20 protein-coding genes and 2 pseudogenes are annotated in these 16,730 nt (G+C 67.9%); 14 read left to right on the top strand and 8 right to left on the bottom strand.

Annotated elements, in window-relative coordinates; genetic code table 11:
* Positions 1–5 precede the first annotated feature (5 nt).
* The gene (locus tag DMO17_RS04560) at positions 6–1,112 is read left to right on the top strand and encodes a dihydrolipoamide acetyltransferase family protein (protein ID WP_110681122.1); all 1,107 of its coding nucleotides are present in this window, start codon (positions 6–8) and stop codon (positions 1,110–1,112) included.
* A gap of 11 nt (positions 1,113–1,123) precedes the next feature.
* Positions 1,124–1,516 (top strand): GFA family protein, encoded by a 393-nt coding sequence (locus tag DMO17_RS04565; protein WP_110681376.1) that lies wholly within the window; start codon positions 1,124–1,126, stop codon positions 1,514–1,516.
* On the opposite strand, the gene DMO17_RS04570 is transcribed toward DMO17_RS04565, so the two are convergent.
* The 3 genes from DMO17_RS04570 to DMO17_RS04580 all read right to left on the bottom strand — a co-directional run bounded on the left by DMO17_RS04570 (position 1,513) and on the right by DMO17_RS04580 (position 4,001).
* Positions 1,513–2,415: a DMT family transporter gene (locus DMO17_RS04570; protein ID WP_110681123.1), complete on the bottom strand. Its 903-nt coding sequence runs from the start codon at positions 2,413–2,415 to the stop codon at positions 1,513–1,515. The genes DMO17_RS04565 and DMO17_RS04570 overlap by 4 nt on opposite strands.
* A gap of 297 nt (positions 2,416–2,712) precedes the next feature.
* Complete coding sequence (locus tag DMO17_RS04575; protein WP_110681124.1) at positions 2,713–2,973, bottom strand: YebG family protein; 261 nt, start codon at positions 2,971–2,973, stop codon at positions 2,713–2,715.
* 158 nt (positions 2,974–3,131) lie between these two features.
* Positions 3,132–4,001: a helix-turn-helix domain-containing protein gene (locus DMO17_RS04580; RefSeq protein ID WP_110681125.1), complete on the bottom strand. Its 870-nt coding sequence runs from the start codon at positions 3,999–4,001 to the stop codon at positions 3,132–3,134.
* A 144-nt stretch (positions 4,002–4,145) separates the two neighbouring features.
* On the opposite strand from DMO17_RS04580, the gene DMO17_RS04585 reads away from it, so the two are divergent.
* Positions 4,146–5,045, top strand: coding sequence for a DMT family transporter (locus DMO17_RS04585; RefSeq protein WP_110681126.1), 900 nt, complete (start codon positions 4,146–4,148; stop codon positions 5,043–5,045).
* Here DMO17_RS04585 and DMO17_RS04590 read toward each other — a convergent pair.
* From DMO17_RS04590 to yaaA, 4 genes are all read right to left on the bottom strand, one after another.
* Positions 5,042–5,677: a 2'-5' RNA ligase family protein gene (locus DMO17_RS04590; protein ID WP_110681128.1), complete on the bottom strand. Its 636-nt coding sequence runs from the start codon at positions 5,675–5,677 to the stop codon at positions 5,042–5,044. The two genes, DMO17_RS04585 and DMO17_RS04590, sit on opposite strands and share 4 nt — an antisense overlap.
* A 2-nt stretch (positions 5,678–5,679) precedes the next feature.
* Entirely contained in the window at positions 5,680–6,048 is a 369-nt protein-coding gene (locus DMO17_RS04595) for a hypothetical protein (RefSeq protein ID WP_110681130.1), read from the bottom strand.
* A gap of 6 nt (positions 6,049–6,054) precedes the next feature.
* On the bottom strand, positions 6,055–6,888 hold the full coding sequence (locus DMO17_RS04600) for an SDR family oxidoreductase (RefSeq protein WP_110681132.1): 834 nt from the start codon (positions 6,886–6,888) through the stop codon (positions 6,055–6,057).
* A 71-nt stretch (positions 6,889–6,959) separates the two neighbouring features.
* The gene (gene yaaA, locus DMO17_RS04605) at positions 6,960–7,739 is read right to left on the bottom strand and encodes a peroxide stress protein YaaA (protein WP_110681134.1); all 780 of its coding nucleotides are present in this window, start codon (positions 7,737–7,739) and stop codon (positions 6,960–6,962) included.
* A 210-nt stretch (positions 7,740–7,949) separates the two neighbouring features.
* On the opposite strand from yaaA, the gene DMO17_RS04610 reads away from it, so the two are divergent.
* The 8 genes from DMO17_RS04610 (at position 7,950) to DMO17_RS04645 (ending at position 15,294) form a co-directional block, all read left to right on the top strand.
* Positions 7,950–9,080: a tetratricopeptide repeat protein gene (locus DMO17_RS04610; RefSeq protein WP_110681378.1), complete on the top strand. Its 1,131-nt coding sequence runs from the start codon at positions 7,950–7,952 to the stop codon at positions 9,078–9,080.
* A gap of 61 nt (positions 9,081–9,141) precedes the next feature.
* On the top strand, positions 9,142–10,269 hold the full coding sequence (locus tag DMO17_RS04615; RefSeq protein WP_110681136.1) for a polysaccharide deacetylase family protein: 1,128 nt from the start codon (positions 9,142–9,144) through the stop codon (positions 10,267–10,269).
* A gap of 66 nt (positions 10,270–10,335) precedes the next feature.
* Positions 10,336–11,313: a CDF family Co(II)/Ni(II) efflux transporter DmeF gene (dmeF, locus tag DMO17_RS04620; protein ID WP_110681137.1), complete on the top strand. Its 978-nt coding sequence runs from the start codon at positions 10,336–10,338 to the stop codon at positions 11,311–11,313.
* Positions 11,314–11,593: 280 nt separating this feature from the next.
* Complete coding sequence (locus tag DMO17_RS04625; RefSeq protein WP_110681139.1) at positions 11,594–12,985, top strand: PhoH family protein; 1,392 nt, start codon at positions 11,594–11,596, stop codon at positions 12,983–12,985.
* A 99-nt stretch (positions 12,986–13,084) separates the two neighbouring features.
* Positions 13,085–13,576, top strand: coding sequence for a cyclic pyranopterin monophosphate synthase MoaC (gene moaC / locus DMO17_RS04630; RefSeq protein WP_110681142.1), 492 nt, complete (start codon positions 13,085–13,087; stop codon positions 13,574–13,576).
* A complete protein-coding gene (locus tag DMO17_RS04635) occupies positions 13,573–13,818 on the top strand; it encodes a MoaD/ThiS family protein (protein WP_110681143.1) in 246 nt (81 codons plus the stop codon). Before moaC ends, DMO17_RS04635 begins: the two co-directional genes overlap by 4 nt.
* A gap of 1 nt (position 13,819) precedes the next feature.
* Positions 13,820–14,275, top strand: a complete 456-nt coding sequence (moaE, locus tag DMO17_RS04640) for a molybdopterin synthase catalytic subunit MoaE (protein WP_110681144.1) — start codon at positions 13,820–13,822, stop codon at positions 14,273–14,275.
* Between the two features lie 242 nt (positions 14,276–14,517).
* Positions 14,518–15,294, top strand: coding sequence for an ABC transporter substrate-binding protein (locus DMO17_RS04645; protein ID WP_110681147.1), 777 nt, complete (start codon positions 14,518–14,520; stop codon positions 15,292–15,294).
* A gap of 1 nt (position 15,295) precedes the next feature.
* Here DMO17_RS04645 and DMO17_RS04650 read toward each other — a convergent pair whose 3' ends face one another.
* Complete coding sequence (locus DMO17_RS04650) at positions 15,296–15,973, bottom strand: ArsR/SmtB family transcription factor (RefSeq protein ID WP_110681149.1); 678 nt, start codon at positions 15,971–15,973, stop codon at positions 15,296–15,298.
* A 75-nt stretch (positions 15,974–16,048) separates the two neighbouring features.
* On the opposite strand from DMO17_RS04650, the pseudogene DMO17_RS19820 reads away from it, so the two are divergent.
* The 3 genes and pseudogenes from DMO17_RS19820 to DMO17_RS20010 all read left to right on the top strand — a co-directional run.
* Positions 16,049–16,228: pseudogene (locus DMO17_RS19820) on the top strand (NIPSNAP family protein); the annotation flags it as partial.
* A 195-nt stretch (positions 16,229–16,423) separates the two neighbouring features.
* Positions 16,424–16,539: pseudogene (locus DMO17_RS20005) on the top strand (hypothetical protein); the annotation flags it as partial.
* A gap of 15 nt (positions 16,540–16,554) precedes the next feature.
* Positions 16,555–16,719 carry an antibiotic biosynthesis monooxygenase gene (locus DMO17_RS20010; RefSeq protein ID WP_110681151.1) on the top strand — a complete coding sequence of 55 codons (165 nt, stop codon included), beginning with the start codon at positions 16,555–16,557 and terminating at the stop codon, positions 16,717–16,719.
* Positions 16,720–16,730: the final 11 nt, after the last annotated feature.

The following is a 16,730-nucleotide window of genomic DNA, read 5'->3' on the forward strand; positions in this document are numbered from 1 at the left end:
GCGCTATGAAATACTTCAAGCTGCCCGACCTGGGCGAGGGCCTGCAGGAGGCCGAGATCGTCGAGTGGCACGTCAAGGCGGGCGATGCGGTGAAGGCCGACCAGCTGCTGGTCTCGGTGGAAACCGCTAAGGCCATAGTCGACATCCCCGCGCCCTACGACGGCGTGGTGTGCAAGACCTTCGGCGGCGCCGGCGACATCCTGCATGTCGGCGAGCCGCTGCTGGCCTACGAGGGCGAGGAGGACGCCGGCACCGTGGTCGGCCGCCTGGAGGGCGGCCAGGGTGGCGCCCAGGAGGACAGCTTCTTCATCGGCGCCGCGCCCTCCACCCGCGAGCACCTGGCGCCGCGCGCCACCCCGGCGGTGCGCCAGCTGGCGCGCCGGCTCGGCGTCGACCTGGCCGGCCTCGCCGGCAGCGGCGCCGACGGCCTGATCAGCGCCGCCGACGTGGAAGCGGCGGCGCAGGGCGAGCGCGAGCGTTTCGGCGGCGAGCGCCTGCGCGGGGTGCGGCGCAGCATGGCGATCAACATGGCCAGGGCGCATGCCGAGGTGGTGCCGGTGACCCTCTACGGCGATGCCGACCTGCACCGCTGGAAGGCCGCGCGCGACCCGCTGATCCGCCTGGCCAAGGCCATCGCCCACGCCTGCACGGTGGAGCCGGTGCTCAACAGTTGGTTCGACGGCCGCGGCCCCTCCATCCGCCGGCATGACCGGCTCGACTTAGGGATAGCCGTGGACACCCCGGACGGCCTGTTCGTGCCGGTACTGCGCAATGTCGGCGAGCGCTCGGCCGAGGACCTCAAGCAGGGCATGGCGCGCCTGCGCGCGGACGTGCAGGCGCGCTCCATCCCGCCGCAGGAGATGATGGGCGCGACCCTCACCCTGTCCAACTTCGGCACCCTGTTCGGCCGCTACGCCAACCCGGTGGTGGTGCCGCCGCAGGTGGCGATCATCGGCGCCGGTGGCATCCGCGACGAGGTGGTGGCCTGGCAGGGCCAGCCGGCGGTACACCCGATCCTGCCGCTGTCGCTGACCTTCGATCATCGCGCGGTGACCGGCGGCGAGGCCGCACGCTTCCTCAAGGCGCTGGTGCAGGCCCTGGAGACCCCATAGGAGAGATGCAGATGGAGCGATTCAAGGGTGGCTGCCTGTGCGGCAGCGTGCGGTTCGTGGCGCAGGGCCGGCCCTATCGGGTCGGCCTGTGCCACTGCCTCGACTGTCGCAAGCATCACGGCACGCTGTTCCATGCCAGCGCGATCTTTCCGCAAAGCGCACTGGCCATCACCGGCGAAACCCGCGACTACGCCGGCCGGCATTTCTGCCCGCGCTGCGGTTCATCGGTGTTCGCCCGCAGCGCGGATGAGGTGGAAGTCGGCCTGGGCGCACTGGACGAAATCGACCAGCTGCGCCCGACCTACGAGCTGTGGACCCTGCGCCGCGAGGCCTGGCTGCCGGCCTTCGCGCTGGCGCGGCACTACGAGCGAGACCGCGACGGCGGCAGCCGCTTCGAGGCCTAGGACGGGCGCGCCTGGCCTGCGGGCTGCGTGCTGGCCAGCGCGCTGCGCTGCGGGCGAAACACCAGCAGCAGGCCCAGCACAATGGCCGCCATGCCCACCAGGCTCAGGCCGCTCATGGCGTTGCCGAGGAACAGGTAGTCCATCGCCGCCGTCACCCCTGGCACCAGGTAGAACAGGCTGGTGACGTTGACCAGGTTGCCGGCGCGGATCAGCCGGTACAGCAGCAGCTGCGCCACCACCGAGATGACGAGGCCCAGCCACAGCAGCGGCACCAGGAAGTCCAGCGACCAGTCCACCGTGAAGCGTTGGAACGGCAGGAACAGCCCGCACAGCAGCAGGCTGACCCCGTACTGCAGCGGCAGTGCCTGCAGCGGCGACTGGCTCAGGCCCTTCTGGGCGATGGCGCCGAGGGTCATGCACAGCAGCGCGCCGAGGGCGTAGCCGGTGCCGGCCACGGAGAAGCGCGCCAGGCCGATGCTCTGCCACACCACCAGCACCAGGCCGAGCAGGGCCAGCGCCAGGCCGGCCAGGCGCAGGGCGGCGAAGCGCCGTTCCAGCAGCATCAGGGTGAGAATCGGCTGCACGCCGAGCAGGGTCGCCAGCACCCCGGGGGTAATGCCCTGGTCCAGCGCCAGCAGGTAGCAGATCGAGTAGCCGCCGACCATCAGCAGGCCGGTGCCGGCCGTGCGCAGGCGCTGGCCGCGTGCCGGCAGCCAGCTGCGGGCGAGGGCGCCGACCAGCAGCAGGACGCCGAGGGCGAGGATGAAGCGCAGGGTCAGGAAGGCGAAGGCCGAGGCGTGGTCCAGGCCCAGGCGGGAGAAGATCGCGCCGCTGCTCCAGAGCAGGACGAACAGCGTGGTGGAGGCGCAGGCGCCCCAGAAGGTCTTGTCGAAACGCATGAAGAATCACCTGTCGAAGATGGCAACAGGCTCCGTCGCCCGAGCAGGCGCAGAGAGGACGGAACCGTGAAGGCTGGAGTGATCGGCCGTGGGCGGTGAACCGCGCGGCGGCAGACGATCAGGCGCGCGGCGGCGGCGGTGGCGTGCCGGCGCGCAGGGCGACAGGTGGTGGCGCGCACGGGCGCTCGCCGCGGGCGGCGGCGAGGGCGGGGAGGTCGAGGTGCGCGTGGTGGTGCATGGGGGATTTCCTCAATGGCCTGCCGACACTAAACCCGGCTGGCCATTCGGTCAACTCCGTCAGTCCGCCTCGCCCTGGCCCAGCTCGGCCAGGGCCTCGGGCTGGTTCTTGAAGGCGCGGGCGAAGGTGTCGCGGTTCCTGGCCATGAAGATGCCCAGCTCTTCCACCTGCTCCTCGCTGAGCGAGGGCACCGCCTTGTGCAGGGCGGCGGACAGCGCTTCGGCCAGCTCCAGCATCTTGTCGTAACGATCGGCTTCGGCCTTATCCATGAACAGGCGCTCCGGATCGCGACTGCTGCGGTACACCACTTCGACGGCCATTCATCACCTCATTCCCATATCTGGTTGATCTGTATGTATATACAGTAATGATCTGTCCCCGGCCTGGCAAGTCCGCGAAGCTCGCCATGAGGCAGGACCTCAACCTGAATAGTCGGTGGAGTTGCGCCAGTCCAGTGCTGTTACCGGTGTGCGGCGTGCTAACGGGCCGCGCGCAGCAGCCCGGGCGCCGCGCCGAAGGCCTGGCGGAAGCGGTTGCTGAAGTGGCTGGCGCTGGCGAAGCCGCAGGCCAGGGCGATCTCACCGAGCGGCAGGGCACTGTGCAGCAGCAGCTCACGCGCCCGCAGCAGGCGCCGCTGCAGCACGTAGCGATGCGGCGGCAGGCCGAAGCTGGTGCTGAACATGCGCGCGAAGTGGTACTCCGACAGCGCCGCCAGCTGTGCCAGCTCGCCGAGTGCCAGCGGCTGGTCCAGGTGTTGCTCGATGTAGTCCACCAGGCGCCGGCGCAAGTGTGGCGCCAGGCCACCCTTGAGTTTCAGGCCCTGGCGCTGGCCGACCTGGGTCAGCAGCACATGGTCGATCATCGCGTGGGCCAGGCTGCTGGTCAGCAGGCGCTCGCCCGGCTCGTTCCAGTCCAGCGTCACCAGCTGGCGAAACTGCGCGGCCAGCTGCGGGTCTTCGAGGAAGGTGCTTTCGCGCAGCTGCAGCTCGCGCGGCTCGCGGTCGAGCAGGGCGACGGCGCTGGCGGCGAAGCGCTCGGGGCTGACATACAGGTGCGCCAGGCGGATGTCGCCGTTGATCACCCAGGATGACTCGTGTCCGGCCGGCAGCACGCACAGCTTGTCCGGTGCGCCCTTGGCGCCGGGGCGCTCGCGGCGGAAGGTGCCGGTGCCGCCGGCCAGGTAGCAGGACAGGGTGTGGTGGCTGGGGCCCTGGTAGTCGCGGGCGTCGTGGTGGTTGCTCCACAGTGCCGCGGCCAGCTCGTCGCCCAGCTCGGCACCGCGCAGCAGGCGCGCATTGGGCGAGCTGCTGAGCGACTGGAATACCAGGTTGTGTTCGAGTGCGGCCATGGAGCGGACATCGACTGAAGGGGATGGCTGCCATCCTACTCCTGCGGTAGTGGCCTGCCAGGGGGTGGCCGCAGATAAGCGCAAGTTTGTGCAAGCGCGCGGGCGTGGCCGGGGCGGAGACTGGGCGGGTCAAGGAGCCCTGCCATGAACCTGTCGCTTTACCTGCTCACTGTCCTGATCTGGGGCACCACCTGGATCGCCCTCAAGCTGCAACTGGGCGAGGTGGCCATCCCGTTGTCGATCGCCTACCGCTTCAGCCTGGCCGCCGCCGTGCTGTTCGCCATCCTCCTGCTCAGCCGCCGTCTGCAGCCGCTCGACCGGCGCGGCCAGCTGCTGTGCCTGGCGCAGGGCCTGTGCCTGTTCTGCCTCAACTTCATGTGCTTCTACACGGCCAGCCAGTGGATCCCCAGCGGCCTGGTGGCGGTGATCTTCTCCACCGCCACGCTGTGGAACGCGCTCAATGCCCGCGTCTTCATGGGGCGGCGGATCGCCGCCAACGTGCTGGCCGGCGGCGCGCTGGGACTGATGGGCCTTGGACTGCTGTTCTGGCCTGAGCTTTCGCACCACGAGGCCAGTCGCGAGACCTTGCTGGGCATCGGCCTGGCGGTACTGGGCACCCTGTGCTTCTCCGCCGGCAACCTGCTCTCCAGCCTGCAGCAGCAGGCCGGGCTCAAGCCACTGACCACCAACGCCTGGGGCATGTTCTACGGCGCCTTGCTGCTGCTGGCGTACTGCCTGGTCAGCGGTGTGCCGTTCACGTTCGAGGCCAATACGCGCTACATCGGCTCGCTGCTGTACCTGGCGATTCCCGGCTCGGTGATCGGCTTCACCGCCTACTTGACCCTGGTCGGGCGTATGGGGCCGGAGCGCGCGGCCTACTGTACCGTGCTGTTCCCGGTGGTGGCGCTGAACATCTCGGTGTTCGTCGAGGGCTACCAGTGGACGCTGCCGGCGCTGCTCGGCCTGGGCCTGGTGATGCTCGGCAACGTGCTGGTGTTCCGCCAGCCCCGCCCGACCGCACCGGTGCAGGCGCAGCGGGCCTAGCCCGCCAGGCGTACCCGCGCTTCCAGGCGCAGTGCCCCCTGCGTCTCGGCGGCGGCGTAGCTGAGCAGCTGCAGCTCGCGCACCGGCAGCGCCAGCGGCGGGCAGTCATGCAGCGGGCGGGTGTGCTCGAGCCAGGTCTGGCGTGCGATAGCCTGGCGGTAAAGGCCGGCAGTCAGGTGCGGCACATAGGGCGCCTGACGGACCTCTTTCGAGTGCTTGGCCAGCTCGCCGCGCAGATGCTCGAGCCGGCCGCTGTCGTGTACCGCCAGGAAGGCCGCACTGGCGAAGCTGTCGAGTCCGCCGATGTGCAGTGCGAATGGCGCCATGCTCAGCTTTTCGAGGGCGCGGCGTTGGGTCTCCAGCACGGCCGGGGTGATGTCGTCGTCCAGCTGCGCTGTGGCGGTGGCGAAACCACAGACGAACAGCGTGACATGCGCCTGGCGTGCGCCCGGTGGATGCAGCCAATCGCCCAGCAGTGCTCGCACCGCCTGCAGGCGCTGCAGCACGGCCGGGCAGTCCACCGCAATCGACCATAGCCAGTAGCGCTCGCGCCCCAGGTGCCATTCGGGGTGGTCACGCAGGACGCAGGGCAGGGTGGCCGCCGGGGCGTCTTGTCGGTCCAGCAGGCGCATGCTTAGTCGTGTCGACCGAGATGCAGCACCAGCGCCAGGATCAGCGGGTAGCTCAGGTAGTGCAGGACGAACAGCAGCTGGCCCATGTGGCCCGGCTCGTCCTTCAGCCACATCAGGCCCCAGATCAGCAGGTACAGCAGGCCGAGCGCCAGGCCGTACAGGGCGACCAGTGCCCAGCGCTGGCCCGTGGCGGGTGGGTGACCTTCCAGGCGGGTGAAGCACCAGCGCAGGCTGAAGGCGACCAGGCTGGCGGCGATCAGGGTGGCGGGCAGGCCACCGATCTTCAGCGGCACGCGCAGCAGCAGGTTGCAGACGAAGACCGCGGCCACCGCGCCGAGCACGTAGTAATGGAGCGCGAAGCGTGCAGTCATGGCCGCTCAGTCCAGCTGGCGGTCGAGGCCGAAACGCTTCATCAGCACCAGATCCAGCAGCCGAGTGGGAATCCAGCGGGCCAGCAGCGGCATGCTGCGGCAGCCGTTGCCGATGCGCAGCAGGGCCGGGCGCCGCGGCCTGGCGACTGCGGCCAGGAGGGTGGCGGCGAATGCCTGTGCCGAGGTGGGATGGTCCTGCGAGGCGCGGGCGCGGTCGCGGATGCCCTCGCGCAGCGGCCACCAGGGCGAGTCCTCGCGGATCAGTTGTTCGGCCTGGGCGCTGGCATTGGCGCCGAAGCTGGAGGCGATCGCCCCCGGCTGTACTTCCATCACCTGCACGGCGAAGGGCGCCAGTTCCAGGCGCAGGGCGTCGGACAGGGCATGTACCGCCGCCTTGGAGGCGCAATAGGCGCCGGCGAAGGGGGTGACCAGCACGCCGGAGACGCTGCCGATATTGACCACCAGGCCGCGGCTGGCGCGCAGCAGCGGGAAGCAGGCGCGGGTCAGCTCGACCAGGCTGAACACGTTGGTCTCGAATTGCTGGCGCATGGCTGCGGCGCCGCCGTCCAGCAGCGGGCCCATGGCACCGTAGCCGGCGTTGTTGACCAGTACGTCGAGGCGCCCGGCCTCGGCCTTGATCCGGGCCTGGGCGCGGGCGATGTCTTCGGCGTCGTTGACGTCGAGCTTAACCGCGGTGAAGCCGGCGGCATTCAGCGCCTCGAGGTCGGCGCCCTTGCGCGCGGCGGCGAACACCCGGTAGCCGGCGCCCTTGAAGGCATCGGCCAGGGCGCGGCCGATGCCGCTGGAGCAACCGGTGATCAGGACGACGGGTTGGGTCATGGGCGTTCCTTGTCTGGCGCGTGAAGGAGAGTGCCGATCATAACCAGTCGCGGCGCCGGCGTGCCGGCTGATCAGTCTTCTGAATGATCGCGCAGGAACACCAGGCTGTCCGGCTTCGACTGTTCGGCACTGTAGCGGTAGCCCTGGTAGTCGAAGGCCTTGAGCTGCTCCGGGTCGCGGATGCGCTGCTTGATCACGTAGCGCGCCATCAGGCCGCGGGCCTTCTTGGCGTAGAAGCTGATGATCTTGTACTGGCCGTTCTTCAGGTCCTTGAACTCGGTGTCGATGACCCGGGCGTTCAGGGCCTTGCGCTTGACCGCGCCGAAGTATTCGTTGGAGGCCAGGTTGAGCAGGATGTCGTCGCCCTGGGCGGCCAGCGCCTCGTTCAGCCAGGCGCTGATGCGTTCGCCCCAGAACTCGTAGAGGTTGTTGCCGCGGGCGTTGGCCAGCTTGGTGCCCATCTCCAGGCGATAGGGCTGCATCAGGTCCAGCGGGCGCAGCACGCCATACAGGCCGGAGAGCATGCGCAGGTGTGCCTGGGCGAAGTCGAAGTCGTCCTCGGAAAAATCCTCGGCGGCCAGGCCGGTGTAGACGTCACCCTTGAATGCCAGCAGTGCCTGCTTGGCGTTGGCCGGGGTGAAGTCCGGGTGCCAGCTGCCGTAGCGCGCCACGTTGAGGGCAGCGAGCTTGTCCGACAGGTGCATCAGTTCGCCGACCTGCTGCGGGCTCATCTGGCGCAGCTGGCCGATCAGCTCCTGGGCGTGATCCAGGTGCTGCGGTTGGGTAAAGCGCGCGGTGGCCGGCGGGGTGTCGTAGTCCAGGGTCTTGGCGGGGGAAATCACCAACAGCATCGAATGGTCTCCAGAAAGCGTGGCGCGATTCTAGGCCGGATGGCGAACCCGGCTCCAGCTATCGGAGCGATTGATCACAGACGGCGACGATCGGTGCGGCTATAGTTCGCCGCGCGCGCCACCGGCGCGTCACCCAAACATCACTCTGACAAGGAGGTCGCAGTGAGAATCCTCGCGCGCGCCGTTGCCCCTCTGCTGTTCGCTTGCACCATGCTCTCGGCCCAGGCCGAACAACTCTCCATCGATGTGCTGAGTGCCGTGGTCAAGGACCAGCGCATCGCCGACGCCGAAGTGCTGGTGCAGAAGAATGGCGCCCAGACCGCCGTGGGCCGCACCGACGGCAATGGCCGGGTCAATCTCGGCACCGGCTTCGCCGACGACGGCGCCAGCCTGCTGATCATCAAGAAGCCCGGTTACTCCAACCTGGTAGCCAAGTGCCCGTGCCAGGGCATGACCTATGCCATCAGCCCGGTCATGGAGAGTCTCGACGGCCTGCGCGTGGTGCTGAGCTGGAGCGCCACGCCGAGCGACCTGGATTCCCATATCGCCTATCCCGACAACCACATCTACTTCGACGCCAAGCAGGGTGACGAGGCCCATCTCGACGTCGACGACACCGACAGCTACGGCCCGGAGACCATCACCCTGCGCAAGAAGCGCTTCGGCGAGACCTACGTCTATGCCGTACGCGACTTCAGCAACAATTCCGCCCCGGCATCCTCGGCCCTGAGCCATAGCCAGGCCAAGGTGTTCGTCTACATCGGCCAGTCGCTGGTGCGTACCTACTACGTGCCGAGGGATCAGGTGGGCAACCTGTGGACGGTGTTCCGCATCACCGGCAGTGGCGAGATCCAGGACATCAATCGCCTGGAAAGCACCGTGGCGGAAAGTGGCACCATCGGCGGCCTGCTGCGTCCCCTGCAGGACGATGCGCAGAGCGTTGCCAGCCTGCCGGTCGTGCCCCAGGCCCAGGGCGATGCCAAGGCGCTCAACCAGCAGGGCGAGGCGGCCTACCACGCCGGCCAGCTGGACCAGGCCATCGACCTCTACCGCCAGGCCATCGAGATCGATGGCAACTACGGCCAGGCCTACAGCAACCTGGGCCTGGCCTACCAGAAGGCCGGGCGCACCGCGGAGGCCATCTGGGCCAACCGCAAGGCCATCGCCCTGGCCCACGGCGGCAGTGCCGCCACCGTGCGCGCCAGCTCCTACTACAACATCGCGCGCATCTACGAGAGCGCCCGCCAGTACGACGACGCCCTGCGTCACTACCAACTGGCCAGGGAACAGAAGGCCAACCCGGTATACGACAAGGCCATCCAGCGCGTGCAGGCGCTGTAAACGCATCTGCCGTGGTCGACGCGCTCCTTCGGGGGCGCGTTTTCATTCAAGGAAGGAAAAGATGCTGATCCGTTATCTGCCGCTGGTTCTGGCCCTGTTCGCGGGTGCCGTGCAGGCGGCCGGTCCCGCCCGTTTTGCCACCCTGGACCGCGCTACCTGGCCGGAGCCATTGCACAGCCAGGCCGCCTTCGACACCGCCTCGCGCGCGGAGATACTGACTTTCGCCCAAGTCCTGCAAGCCAGCGAGGGACTGGACGAGGGCGGCTGGTCTCGGCGCCTTGGGCTCAAGTCGGTCAACCTGCAGTCCGTGGTTCGGGTACGCGAGCGCTTCTGGCAGCGCCTGCTGGAGAACTATCGGCTGGCCAGTCGCGCCTGCGCGCCGGCCGTCGACTTCTGCCCGCCGGTGGTCGACCTAGCCGGGCTGCAGGAACAGTCTCGGCAGCTGGTGGTGGCGCGCGAGTCGCGCTACTTCGCCTGGGCCGAGGCCAGCCGCCATTTCCACCGCAACTACCTGAACGAGCAGATGCGCCTGGCCGCGCTGTTCCCGCGCATCAGCAGCGAGATCGAGCTGTTTTCCGCCCAGGAGCGCAACGGCGACGAGCTGGCCGACATGCAGTTCCTGCTGACCTTCGACGACGGTCCCAGTGTGCAGGGCGGCAGCAGTGACAGGCTGGCGGACTGGCTGCGCCAGCAGGGACTCAGTGCCACCTTCTACGTGCTCGGCGGCAACCTGCAGCAGCGCCTGCAGAAGACTTCCGCCGAGGCTGTGCGCCAGCTCTATGCCGGGCAGTGCGTGGCCTCGCATGGCTGGGCGCACAATTCCCACGCCAGCTGGAGCGACTGGCAGGACTCGGTGATCCGCACCCGTGAACTGCTGCAACAGAGCGTACCGGAGCTTTATGTGCCGCTGTTCCGCCCGCCCTACGGCCAGCGTCGCGCGGACAGCCAGGCCTTCTTCGCCGGCCAGGGGCTGCAGGTAGCGCTGTGGCAGATCGACTCGCAGGACTGGAGCGGCCAGGTCGGCGCCGAGGCCGCCGGGCAACGGGTGCTGACCCTGATGCTGCTGTGGCGACGCGGCGTGCTGCTGTTCCACGACATCCAGCGCAAGGCCGAGGGCGGTCTGCCCTGGCTGCTGCGCGCTACCGCCGGCGTACCACTGCAATGGCAGGATTGCCGGAGCTATCGCTGAGCCGGGCTTGACCTTCTCCTCGTGGCAAGGTGCAAGCTGTCAGGCCTGCTTCCGGGAGAAACTGCCATGAGCGAATGCAATCACCAGCGCTGGCGCAGCGAGCATCGTTACCGGCCGCTGGCCAGCGGCGCCGAGCGCCAGGCCTGGCTGGTCACCGCGCTGACCGGCGCGACCATGCTGGTGGAGGTGGTCGCCGGCTACTGGTTCAACTCCATGGCGCTGCTCGCCGATGGCTGGCACATGGCCTCGCATACCCTGGCCATCGGCCTCAGCGCGCTGGCCTACCTGCTGGCGCGGCGCTATGCCGACGATCCGCGCTTCGCCTTCGGCACCTGGAAGATCGAGGTGCTGGCCGGCTTCGCCAGCGCGGTGCTGCTGGTCGCGGTGGTGGCAAGCATGCTGTTCGAGTCGCTGTGGCGGCTGTGGTCGCCGCAGGCCATCGCCTTCGACCAGGCGCTGGCGGTGGCCGTGCTGGGGTTGCTGGTGAACCTGCTGTCGGCCTGGCTGCTGCACGATGGCCAGGGGCATGCTCATCATGATCATGATCATGATCATGATCACGATCACGATCACGATCACGATCACGATCATGGCCATGGCCATGGCCATGGCGAGGATCTCAACCGCAAGGCGGCCTTCCTGCACGTGCTGACCGATGCGCTGACCTCGGTGGCGGCCATCCTCGCGTTGCTCGGCGGCAAGTGGCTGGGCTGGCACTGGCTGGACCCGCTGATGGGCGTACTCGGCGCGCTGGTGATCGGCCTGTGGGTCAAGGGCCTGCTGCTGCAGACCGGAAAGGTGCTGCTCGACCGGGAAATGGACAGCCCGCTGGTGCAACGGGTACGTGGTCACCTGGAGGGCCTCGACGATACCGAGGTGCTCGACCTGCACCTGTGGCGCGTGGGCAGCGCGCAGTACGCCTGCATCATCCACCTGGTGACCCATGGCGGGGCCAGCGCGGATCACTACAAGGCGCAGCTGGCGGGCTTTCCGCAGCTGGTTCACGTGACGGTGGAGGTCAATCGCTGTGGCGCCGGGGGATAGGGCGCCGGGGGCAGGACTTCCGACTTTAACGGTGCTGCCCGGCCTCGCCAAGCGTTATTCGTCGCACCGATAAAAAAGCCTGGCGGCACAGAAAAAGTTCTTTTTCCTGTCATCCGGATTGGGGTATTTAGAAAGCAGACCGCCGAACCCTGCAGCACAGGTGGCGGCCCTCGGCCATCACCTTTGCTCGCGCGATCCCGCTCCGTTCGGGAGGTGGGCGGTCCTCCCGGCGGAGTCCCTGCGGCTCCGTCGTCCAGGCCCCTCGATAAGGTGACCGAGTATGGATGATCACGGACGCACCCGCTCCACCCAGCCCACCCTCTATGTCCTCGACACCAACGTCCTGATCCACGATCCCAACGCGCTGCTGAATTTCCAGGAACACCACGTCGCCATCCCCATGACCGTGCTGGAGGAGCTGGACAAGCTCAAGACCGGCAAGCACACGGTCGCCGCCGAATGCCGCCAGGCCATCCGCCTGATCGACCAGACGCTGGGCGAGGCCAGCCCCGAGGAGGTGGAGCAGGGGGTGCCGATCCGCCGCGGCAAGAACGAGCCCAAGGGCACCCTGTCGATCCTCATGAGCAAGCGCGCGGAGCCGATCACCTGGCTGCCCGAGCACCTCAACGACAACAAGATCATCAACCAGCTGGTGGAGCTGCAGAGCCGGCGCAGTGGCTCGCCCGTGGTGCTGGTGACCAAGGACATCAACATGCGCCTGAAGGCGCGTGCCTGTGGCATCTCCGCGGAGGACTACCACACCGACCAGCTGGTCGACGACGTGTCCCTGCTGTCGCGCGGTTACCACAACCTGGCCGGCTCCTTCTGGGACCGCGTGAGCAAGGTCGAGACCCGTCAGGGCCATGGCCGTACCTGGCACCAGGTGCAGCTCACCGACAATCTGCCGGCCGTGCACATCAACGAGTTCATCGTCGACGAGCAGGGCTTCGTCGGCTGGGTCAAGGGCATCCAGGGCAGCAGCCTGACCATCCTCGACCTGCACCAGGAGCCGCTGCTGCACCAGGAGGCCTGGGGCCTGCGCCCGCGCGACGTGTATCAGGCACTGGCGCTGTATGCGCTGCTGGACCCGGACATCCATCTGGTCAACCTGTCCGGCGCCGCCGGTTCGGGCAAGACCATCCTGGCGCTGGCCGCGGCCATCGAGCAGACCATGGTCAGCAAGCGCTACCGGCGCATCATCGCCACCCGCAGCGTGCAGGGCCTGGACGAGGACATCGGCTTCCTGCCCGGCACCGAGGCGGAGAAGATGGAGCCCTGGCTGGGCGCCATCACCGACAACCTGGAGGCGCTGCACTCGGACGACGAGAGCACCCATGGCAGCGTCGACTACATCCTGCAGAAGGTGCCGCTGCAGTTCAAATCGCTCAACTACATTCGCGGGCGCAGCTTCCAGCACAGTCTGATCCTGATCGACGAGTGCCAGAACCTCACCCCGCACCAGATGAAAACCATCATCACCCGTGCCGGCAACGGTTCCAAGGTGGTCTGCCTGGGCAACCTGGCGCAGATCGACACCCCCTACCTGTCTGCCACCAGTTCGGGCCTGACCTACCTCACCGAGCGCTTCAAGGACTTCGAACACGGCGTGCACATCACCCTGCAAGGGGTGCCGCGCTCGGTGCTGGCCGAGTACGCCGAGGCGCACATGTAATCGCCCCGGGTGCGTGCTCCTCCGACCGGAGGAGCACGTGGGCGCACGCTTCGCGTGGCGGCGGCGTTACAATGGCCGCATCCACACCGGAGCAATATCGTGCTGACCCATCTCGATTCCCAAGGCCGCGCCAACATGGTGGACGTCACCGACAAGGCGGTGACGTCCCGCGAGGCCGTGGCCGAAGCCCGCGTACGCATGCTGCCCGCCACCCTGGCGATGATCGCCGATGGTAGTCATCCCAAGGGCGACGTGTTCGCCGTGGCGCGCATCGCCGGCATCCAGGCGGCGAAGAAGACCTCCGACCTCATCCCGCTGTGCCACCCGCTCATGCTCACCAGCGTCAAGGTCGAGCTGGCAGCGGAGGGCCTCGACTGCGTGCGCATCGTCGCGCGCTGCAAGCTGGCCGGGCAGACCGGCGTGGAGATGGAGGCGCTGACCGCCGCCAGCGTCGCCGCACTGACCCTCTACGACATGTGCAAGGCCGTGGATCGCGGCATCTGCATCGAGACCGTGCGCCTGCTGGAGAAGTCTGGCGGCAAGAGCGGTGACTACCACTTGGACTATCACGAGGCAGGGAGCCTGACATGATCCGCGTACAGTACTTCGCCCGCTACCGAGAGGTGCTGGGCATCGACGGCGAGCAGCTGCAGCGCGCTGCGCTGGGCAACCTGGAGCAGCTGCGCGAGCACCTGCTGAGCCGCGGTGGCGTGTGGCAGGTGCTGGCCGAGCAGAACCTGATGTGCGCGCGCAACCAGGAGCTGTGCAGCCTGGACACCGAGATCGCCGACGGCGACGAGATCGCCTTCTTCCCCACAGTTACAGGCGGCTGAGATGAGCGTCCGGGTACAGGTCGAGGCCTTCGATCCGGGCCACGAACTCAATGCGCTGCACGCCGCCAACCTGGGCATAGGCGCGGTGGCCACCTTCGTCGGCTACGTGCGCGACTACAACGACGGCCAGGACGTGCGCGGCCTGTTCCTCGAACACTATCCGGGCATGACCGAGAAGGCCCTCGCCGGCATCGTCAGTCAGGCCGAACAGCGCTGGCCGCTGCTGCGGGTCGAGGTGCTGCATCGGGTCGGCCGCCTGCAGCCGGGCGAGCCCATCGTCTTCGTCGGTACCGCCAGCGCCCACCGCCAGGCGGCGTTCGACGCCTGCAACTTCATCATGGACTACCTGAAGACCCGCGCACCCTTCTGGAAAAAGGAAGACACCCCGGAAGGCGCACGCTGGGTCGAGGGCCGTGACAGCGATCAGGCTGCCGCGGCGCGCTGGTCCAAGCCCTGAAAGCCCTTTTGCATGAGCGGCGCGGATGCCTGTCTGCGGCGTTGTGACAGGTTGTTGACGATTTGTACATTAAAGTCCAGTATGGACTCATAAGTACAAATTAGCGGCTCGTCGATCATGCTCCAGTGCCAGCTATATCCGCTCCAGCCTGTGCGCCGACATCCGTCGGTCGCGCCTTCTCCTGCCCAGCCTCAGCTTGCCAACCTGCCCGCCTCACGGTGGGCGCATCCGGGAGTCACACCATGAAGAAACTCGCATTGCTGGGCGGCCTCGCCCTGGGCCTGCTGGCCTCCAGCCTGTTCGCCGCCGACAAGCCCCTGCGCCTGGGCATCGAAGCCGCCTATCCGCCCTTCGCCTTCAAGCAGGCCGACGGCTCCATCGCCGGTTTCGACGTCGACATCGGCGTGGCCCTGTGCGCCGAGATGAAGGTCGAGTGCCAGTGGGTGGAGCAGGAATTCGACGGCTTGATCCCCTCGCTCAAGGTGAAGAAGGTCGACGCCGTGCTGTCGTCCATGACCATCACCGACGAGCGCCGCAAGTCGGTGGATTTCACCGGCAAGTACTACTACAGCCCGGCACGCCTGACCATGAAGGAAGGCACCGTGGTCAGCGACGATTTCTCCAGCCTGTCCGGCAAGCGCATCGCCGTGCAGCGCGCCACCACCACCGACCGCTTCGCCACCGAGGTGCTGGCGCCCAAGGGCGTGGAAGTGGTGCGCTACAGCTCGCAGAACGAGATCTACCTGGACATGGTCTCCGGTCGCGTCGACGGCACCCTGGCCGACGCCATCCCGGTGGACGAGGGCTTCCTCAAGACCGAGCAGGGCAAGGGCTTCGCCTTCGTCGGCCCGGCCTTCACCGATCCGGCCTACTTCGGCGAGGGTGCCGGCATCGCCGTGCGCAAGGGCGACAAGGCCCTGCTGGACAAGCTCAACGCCGCCATCGCCGGCATTCGCGCCAGCGGCGAGTACCAGAAGATCCAGAGCAAGTACTTCAGCTTCGATATCTACGGCGACTGATTCAGCCCTGCAACAGGCGCTCCAGCTCGCGCTCACCCCGCGGGCTGAAGGCGATCACCCGCGAGGCCGGATCGCGCCTGGCCCAGCCCAGTTCCAGTAGGCGCTGCAGCAATTGCGCGCCGAGCGCGCCGCCCAGGTGGTGGCGCCGCTCGCTCCAGTCCAGGCAGGGACGGCACAGCTGACGTCGCCCGGCGGCGGCCTCCACGTCGATCTGCAGCGCGGCGAACCAGCTCTTACCGGTCTCGGTCAGGCGCAGCTGTTCGCCGTTTTCCTCGATGCAGCCGCGCTGCAGCAGACTCTCATAGGCCTTCACGCCCAGCTCTCCGGCCAGGTGGTCGTAGCACACCCGCGCCCTGCGCAGCGCCGGCTCGCGCGGGCTGGAGCGCACGCGCACGGCGCCGGCGCGGAAGGCCACGCCCATCAGCGCCTCAAGCAGGCGGGCCACGTCGGCGTCGGCCAGGCGGAAATAGCGATGGCGGCCCTGAGCCACGGCGCTGACTAGGCCGGCCTCGAGTAGCTTGGCCAGGTGCGCGCTCATGGTCGGCTTGCTCACCCCGGCGATCTGCGCCAGCTCGGTGGCGGTCAGCGCGCGGTCGGCCATCAGCGCAGTGAGCACTTCGGCGCGGGCGTGGTCGCCGATCAGTGAGGCGATGCGGGCGATGTTGGGTCCGTCTTTTATAGTTCGATCCTAGTCGAACCATCGACCGGCGACAAAGCGCTAGGGTGAAGCCGTGCATCCAGGGAGAACACCGGCATGACCATCACCTGCTTCATCCGTTACCAGATCGACCCGTTCCAGCGCGAGGCCTTCCGTGAGTACGCGGAGAACTGGGGGCGCATCATCCCGCGCTGCGGCGGCCAGCTGCTCGGCTACTTCCTGCCCCACGAGGGCAGCAACGATATCGCCTGGGGGCTGATCGCCTTTCCCAGCCTGGCCGCCTACGAGGCCTACCGCACCCGCCTGAAGGGCGATGCCGGGGGGGCGCGCCAACTTCGCCCTGGCCCAGGAGAAACGCTTCATCCTGCGCGAGGAGCGCAGCTTCCTCGAACTGGTGGAGGGCACGCAGCCATGCTCGCGGTGATCTTCGAAGTGCAACCGGCAGCGGGCCGGCGCGACACCTACCTGGGCCTGGCCGCCGAGCTGCGCGAGCAGCTGCAGGGCATCGACGGCTTCCTCTCCATCGAGCGCTTCGAGAGCCTCAGCCAGCCAGCCAGCCAGGCAAGCTGCTGTCGCTGTCGTTCTGGCGCGACGAGGCGGCGGTGCGCCAGTGGCGCAACACCGAGGAGCATCGCCAGGCGCAACAGGCCGGGCGTGACGGGGTGTTCGCCGACTACCGCCTGCGCGTGGCCGAGGTGTTGCGCGACTACGGCCTGCAGGCACGCGAGCAGGCACCGGCGGACTCGCAGACGGCTCATGGGGGCTGAAAAATATATCT

It is taken from the genome of Aquipseudomonas alcaligenes (assembly GCF_003205495.1).
Taxonomy (GTDB): Bacteria; Pseudomonadota; Gammaproteobacteria; order Pseudomonadales; family Pseudomonadaceae; genus Aquipseudomonas; species Aquipseudomonas alcaligenes_B.

Excerpts from the sequence above, each read along its gene's own strand:
- moaE (WP_110681144.1), top strand. The coding sequence starts at position 13,820 with ATGAGCGTCCGGGTACAGGTCGAGGCCTTCGATCCGGGCCACGAACTC.
- DMO17_RS04615 (WP_110681136.1), top strand. The coding sequence starts at position 9,142 with ATGCTGATCCGTTATCTGCCGCTGGTTCTGGCCCTGTTCGCGGGTGCC.
- DMO17_RS04585 (WP_110681126.1), top strand. The coding sequence starts at position 4,146 with ATGAACCTGTCGCTTTACCTGCTCACTGTCCTGATCTGGGGCACCACC.
- DMO17_RS04625 (WP_110681139.1), top strand. The coding sequence starts at position 11,594 with ATGGATGATCACGGACGCACCCGCTCCACCCAGCCCACCCTCTATGTC.
- DMO17_RS04635 (WP_110681143.1), top strand. The coding sequence starts at position 13,573 with ATGATCCGCGTACAGTACTTCGCCCGCTACCGAGAGGTGCTGGGCATC.
- DMO17_RS04645 (WP_110681147.1), top strand. The coding sequence starts at position 14,518 with ATGAAGAAACTCGCATTGCTGGGCGGCCTCGCCCTGGGCCTGCTGGCC.
- DMO17_RS04610 (WP_110681378.1), top strand. The coding sequence starts at position 7,950 with ATGCTCTCGGCCCAGGCCGAACAACTCTCCATCGATGTGCTGAGTGCC.
- DMO17_RS04565 (WP_110681376.1), top strand. The coding sequence starts at position 1,124 with ATGGAGCGATTCAAGGGTGGCTGCCTGTGCGGCAGCGTGCGGTTCGTG.
- DMO17_RS04575 (WP_110681124.1), bottom strand. The coding sequence starts at position 2,973 with ATGGCCGTCGAAGTGGTGTACCGCAGCAGTCGCGATCCGGAGCGCCTG.
- dmeF (WP_110681137.1), top strand. The coding sequence starts at position 10,336 with ATGAGCGAATGCAATCACCAGCGCTGGCGCAGCGAGCATCGTTACCGG.
- yaaA (WP_110681134.1), bottom strand. The coding sequence starts at position 7,739 with ATGCTGTTGGTGATTTCCCCCGCCAAGACCCTGGACTACGACACCCCG.
- DMO17_RS04590 (WP_110681128.1), bottom strand. The coding sequence starts at position 5,677 with ATGCGCCTGCTGGACCGACAAGACGCCCCGGCGGCCACCCTGCCCTGC.
- DMO17_RS04580 (WP_110681125.1), bottom strand. The coding sequence starts at position 4,001 with ATGGCCGCACTCGAACACAACCTGGTATTCCAGTCGCTCAGCAGCTCG.
- DMO17_RS04595 (WP_110681130.1), bottom strand. The coding sequence starts at position 6,048 with ATGACTGCACGCTTCGCGCTCCATTACTACGTGCTCGGCGCGGTGGCC.
- DMO17_RS04570 (WP_110681123.1), bottom strand. The coding sequence starts at position 2,415 with ATGCGTTTCGACAAGACCTTCTGGGGCGCCTGCGCCTCCACCACGCTG.
- DMO17_RS04560 (WP_110681122.1), top strand. The coding sequence starts at position 6 with ATGAAATACTTCAAGCTGCCCGACCTGGGCGAGGGCCTGCAGGAGGCC.
- DMO17_RS04600 (WP_110681132.1), bottom strand. The coding sequence starts at position 6,888 with ATGACCCAACCCGTCGTCCTGATCACCGGTTGCTCCAGCGGCATCGGC.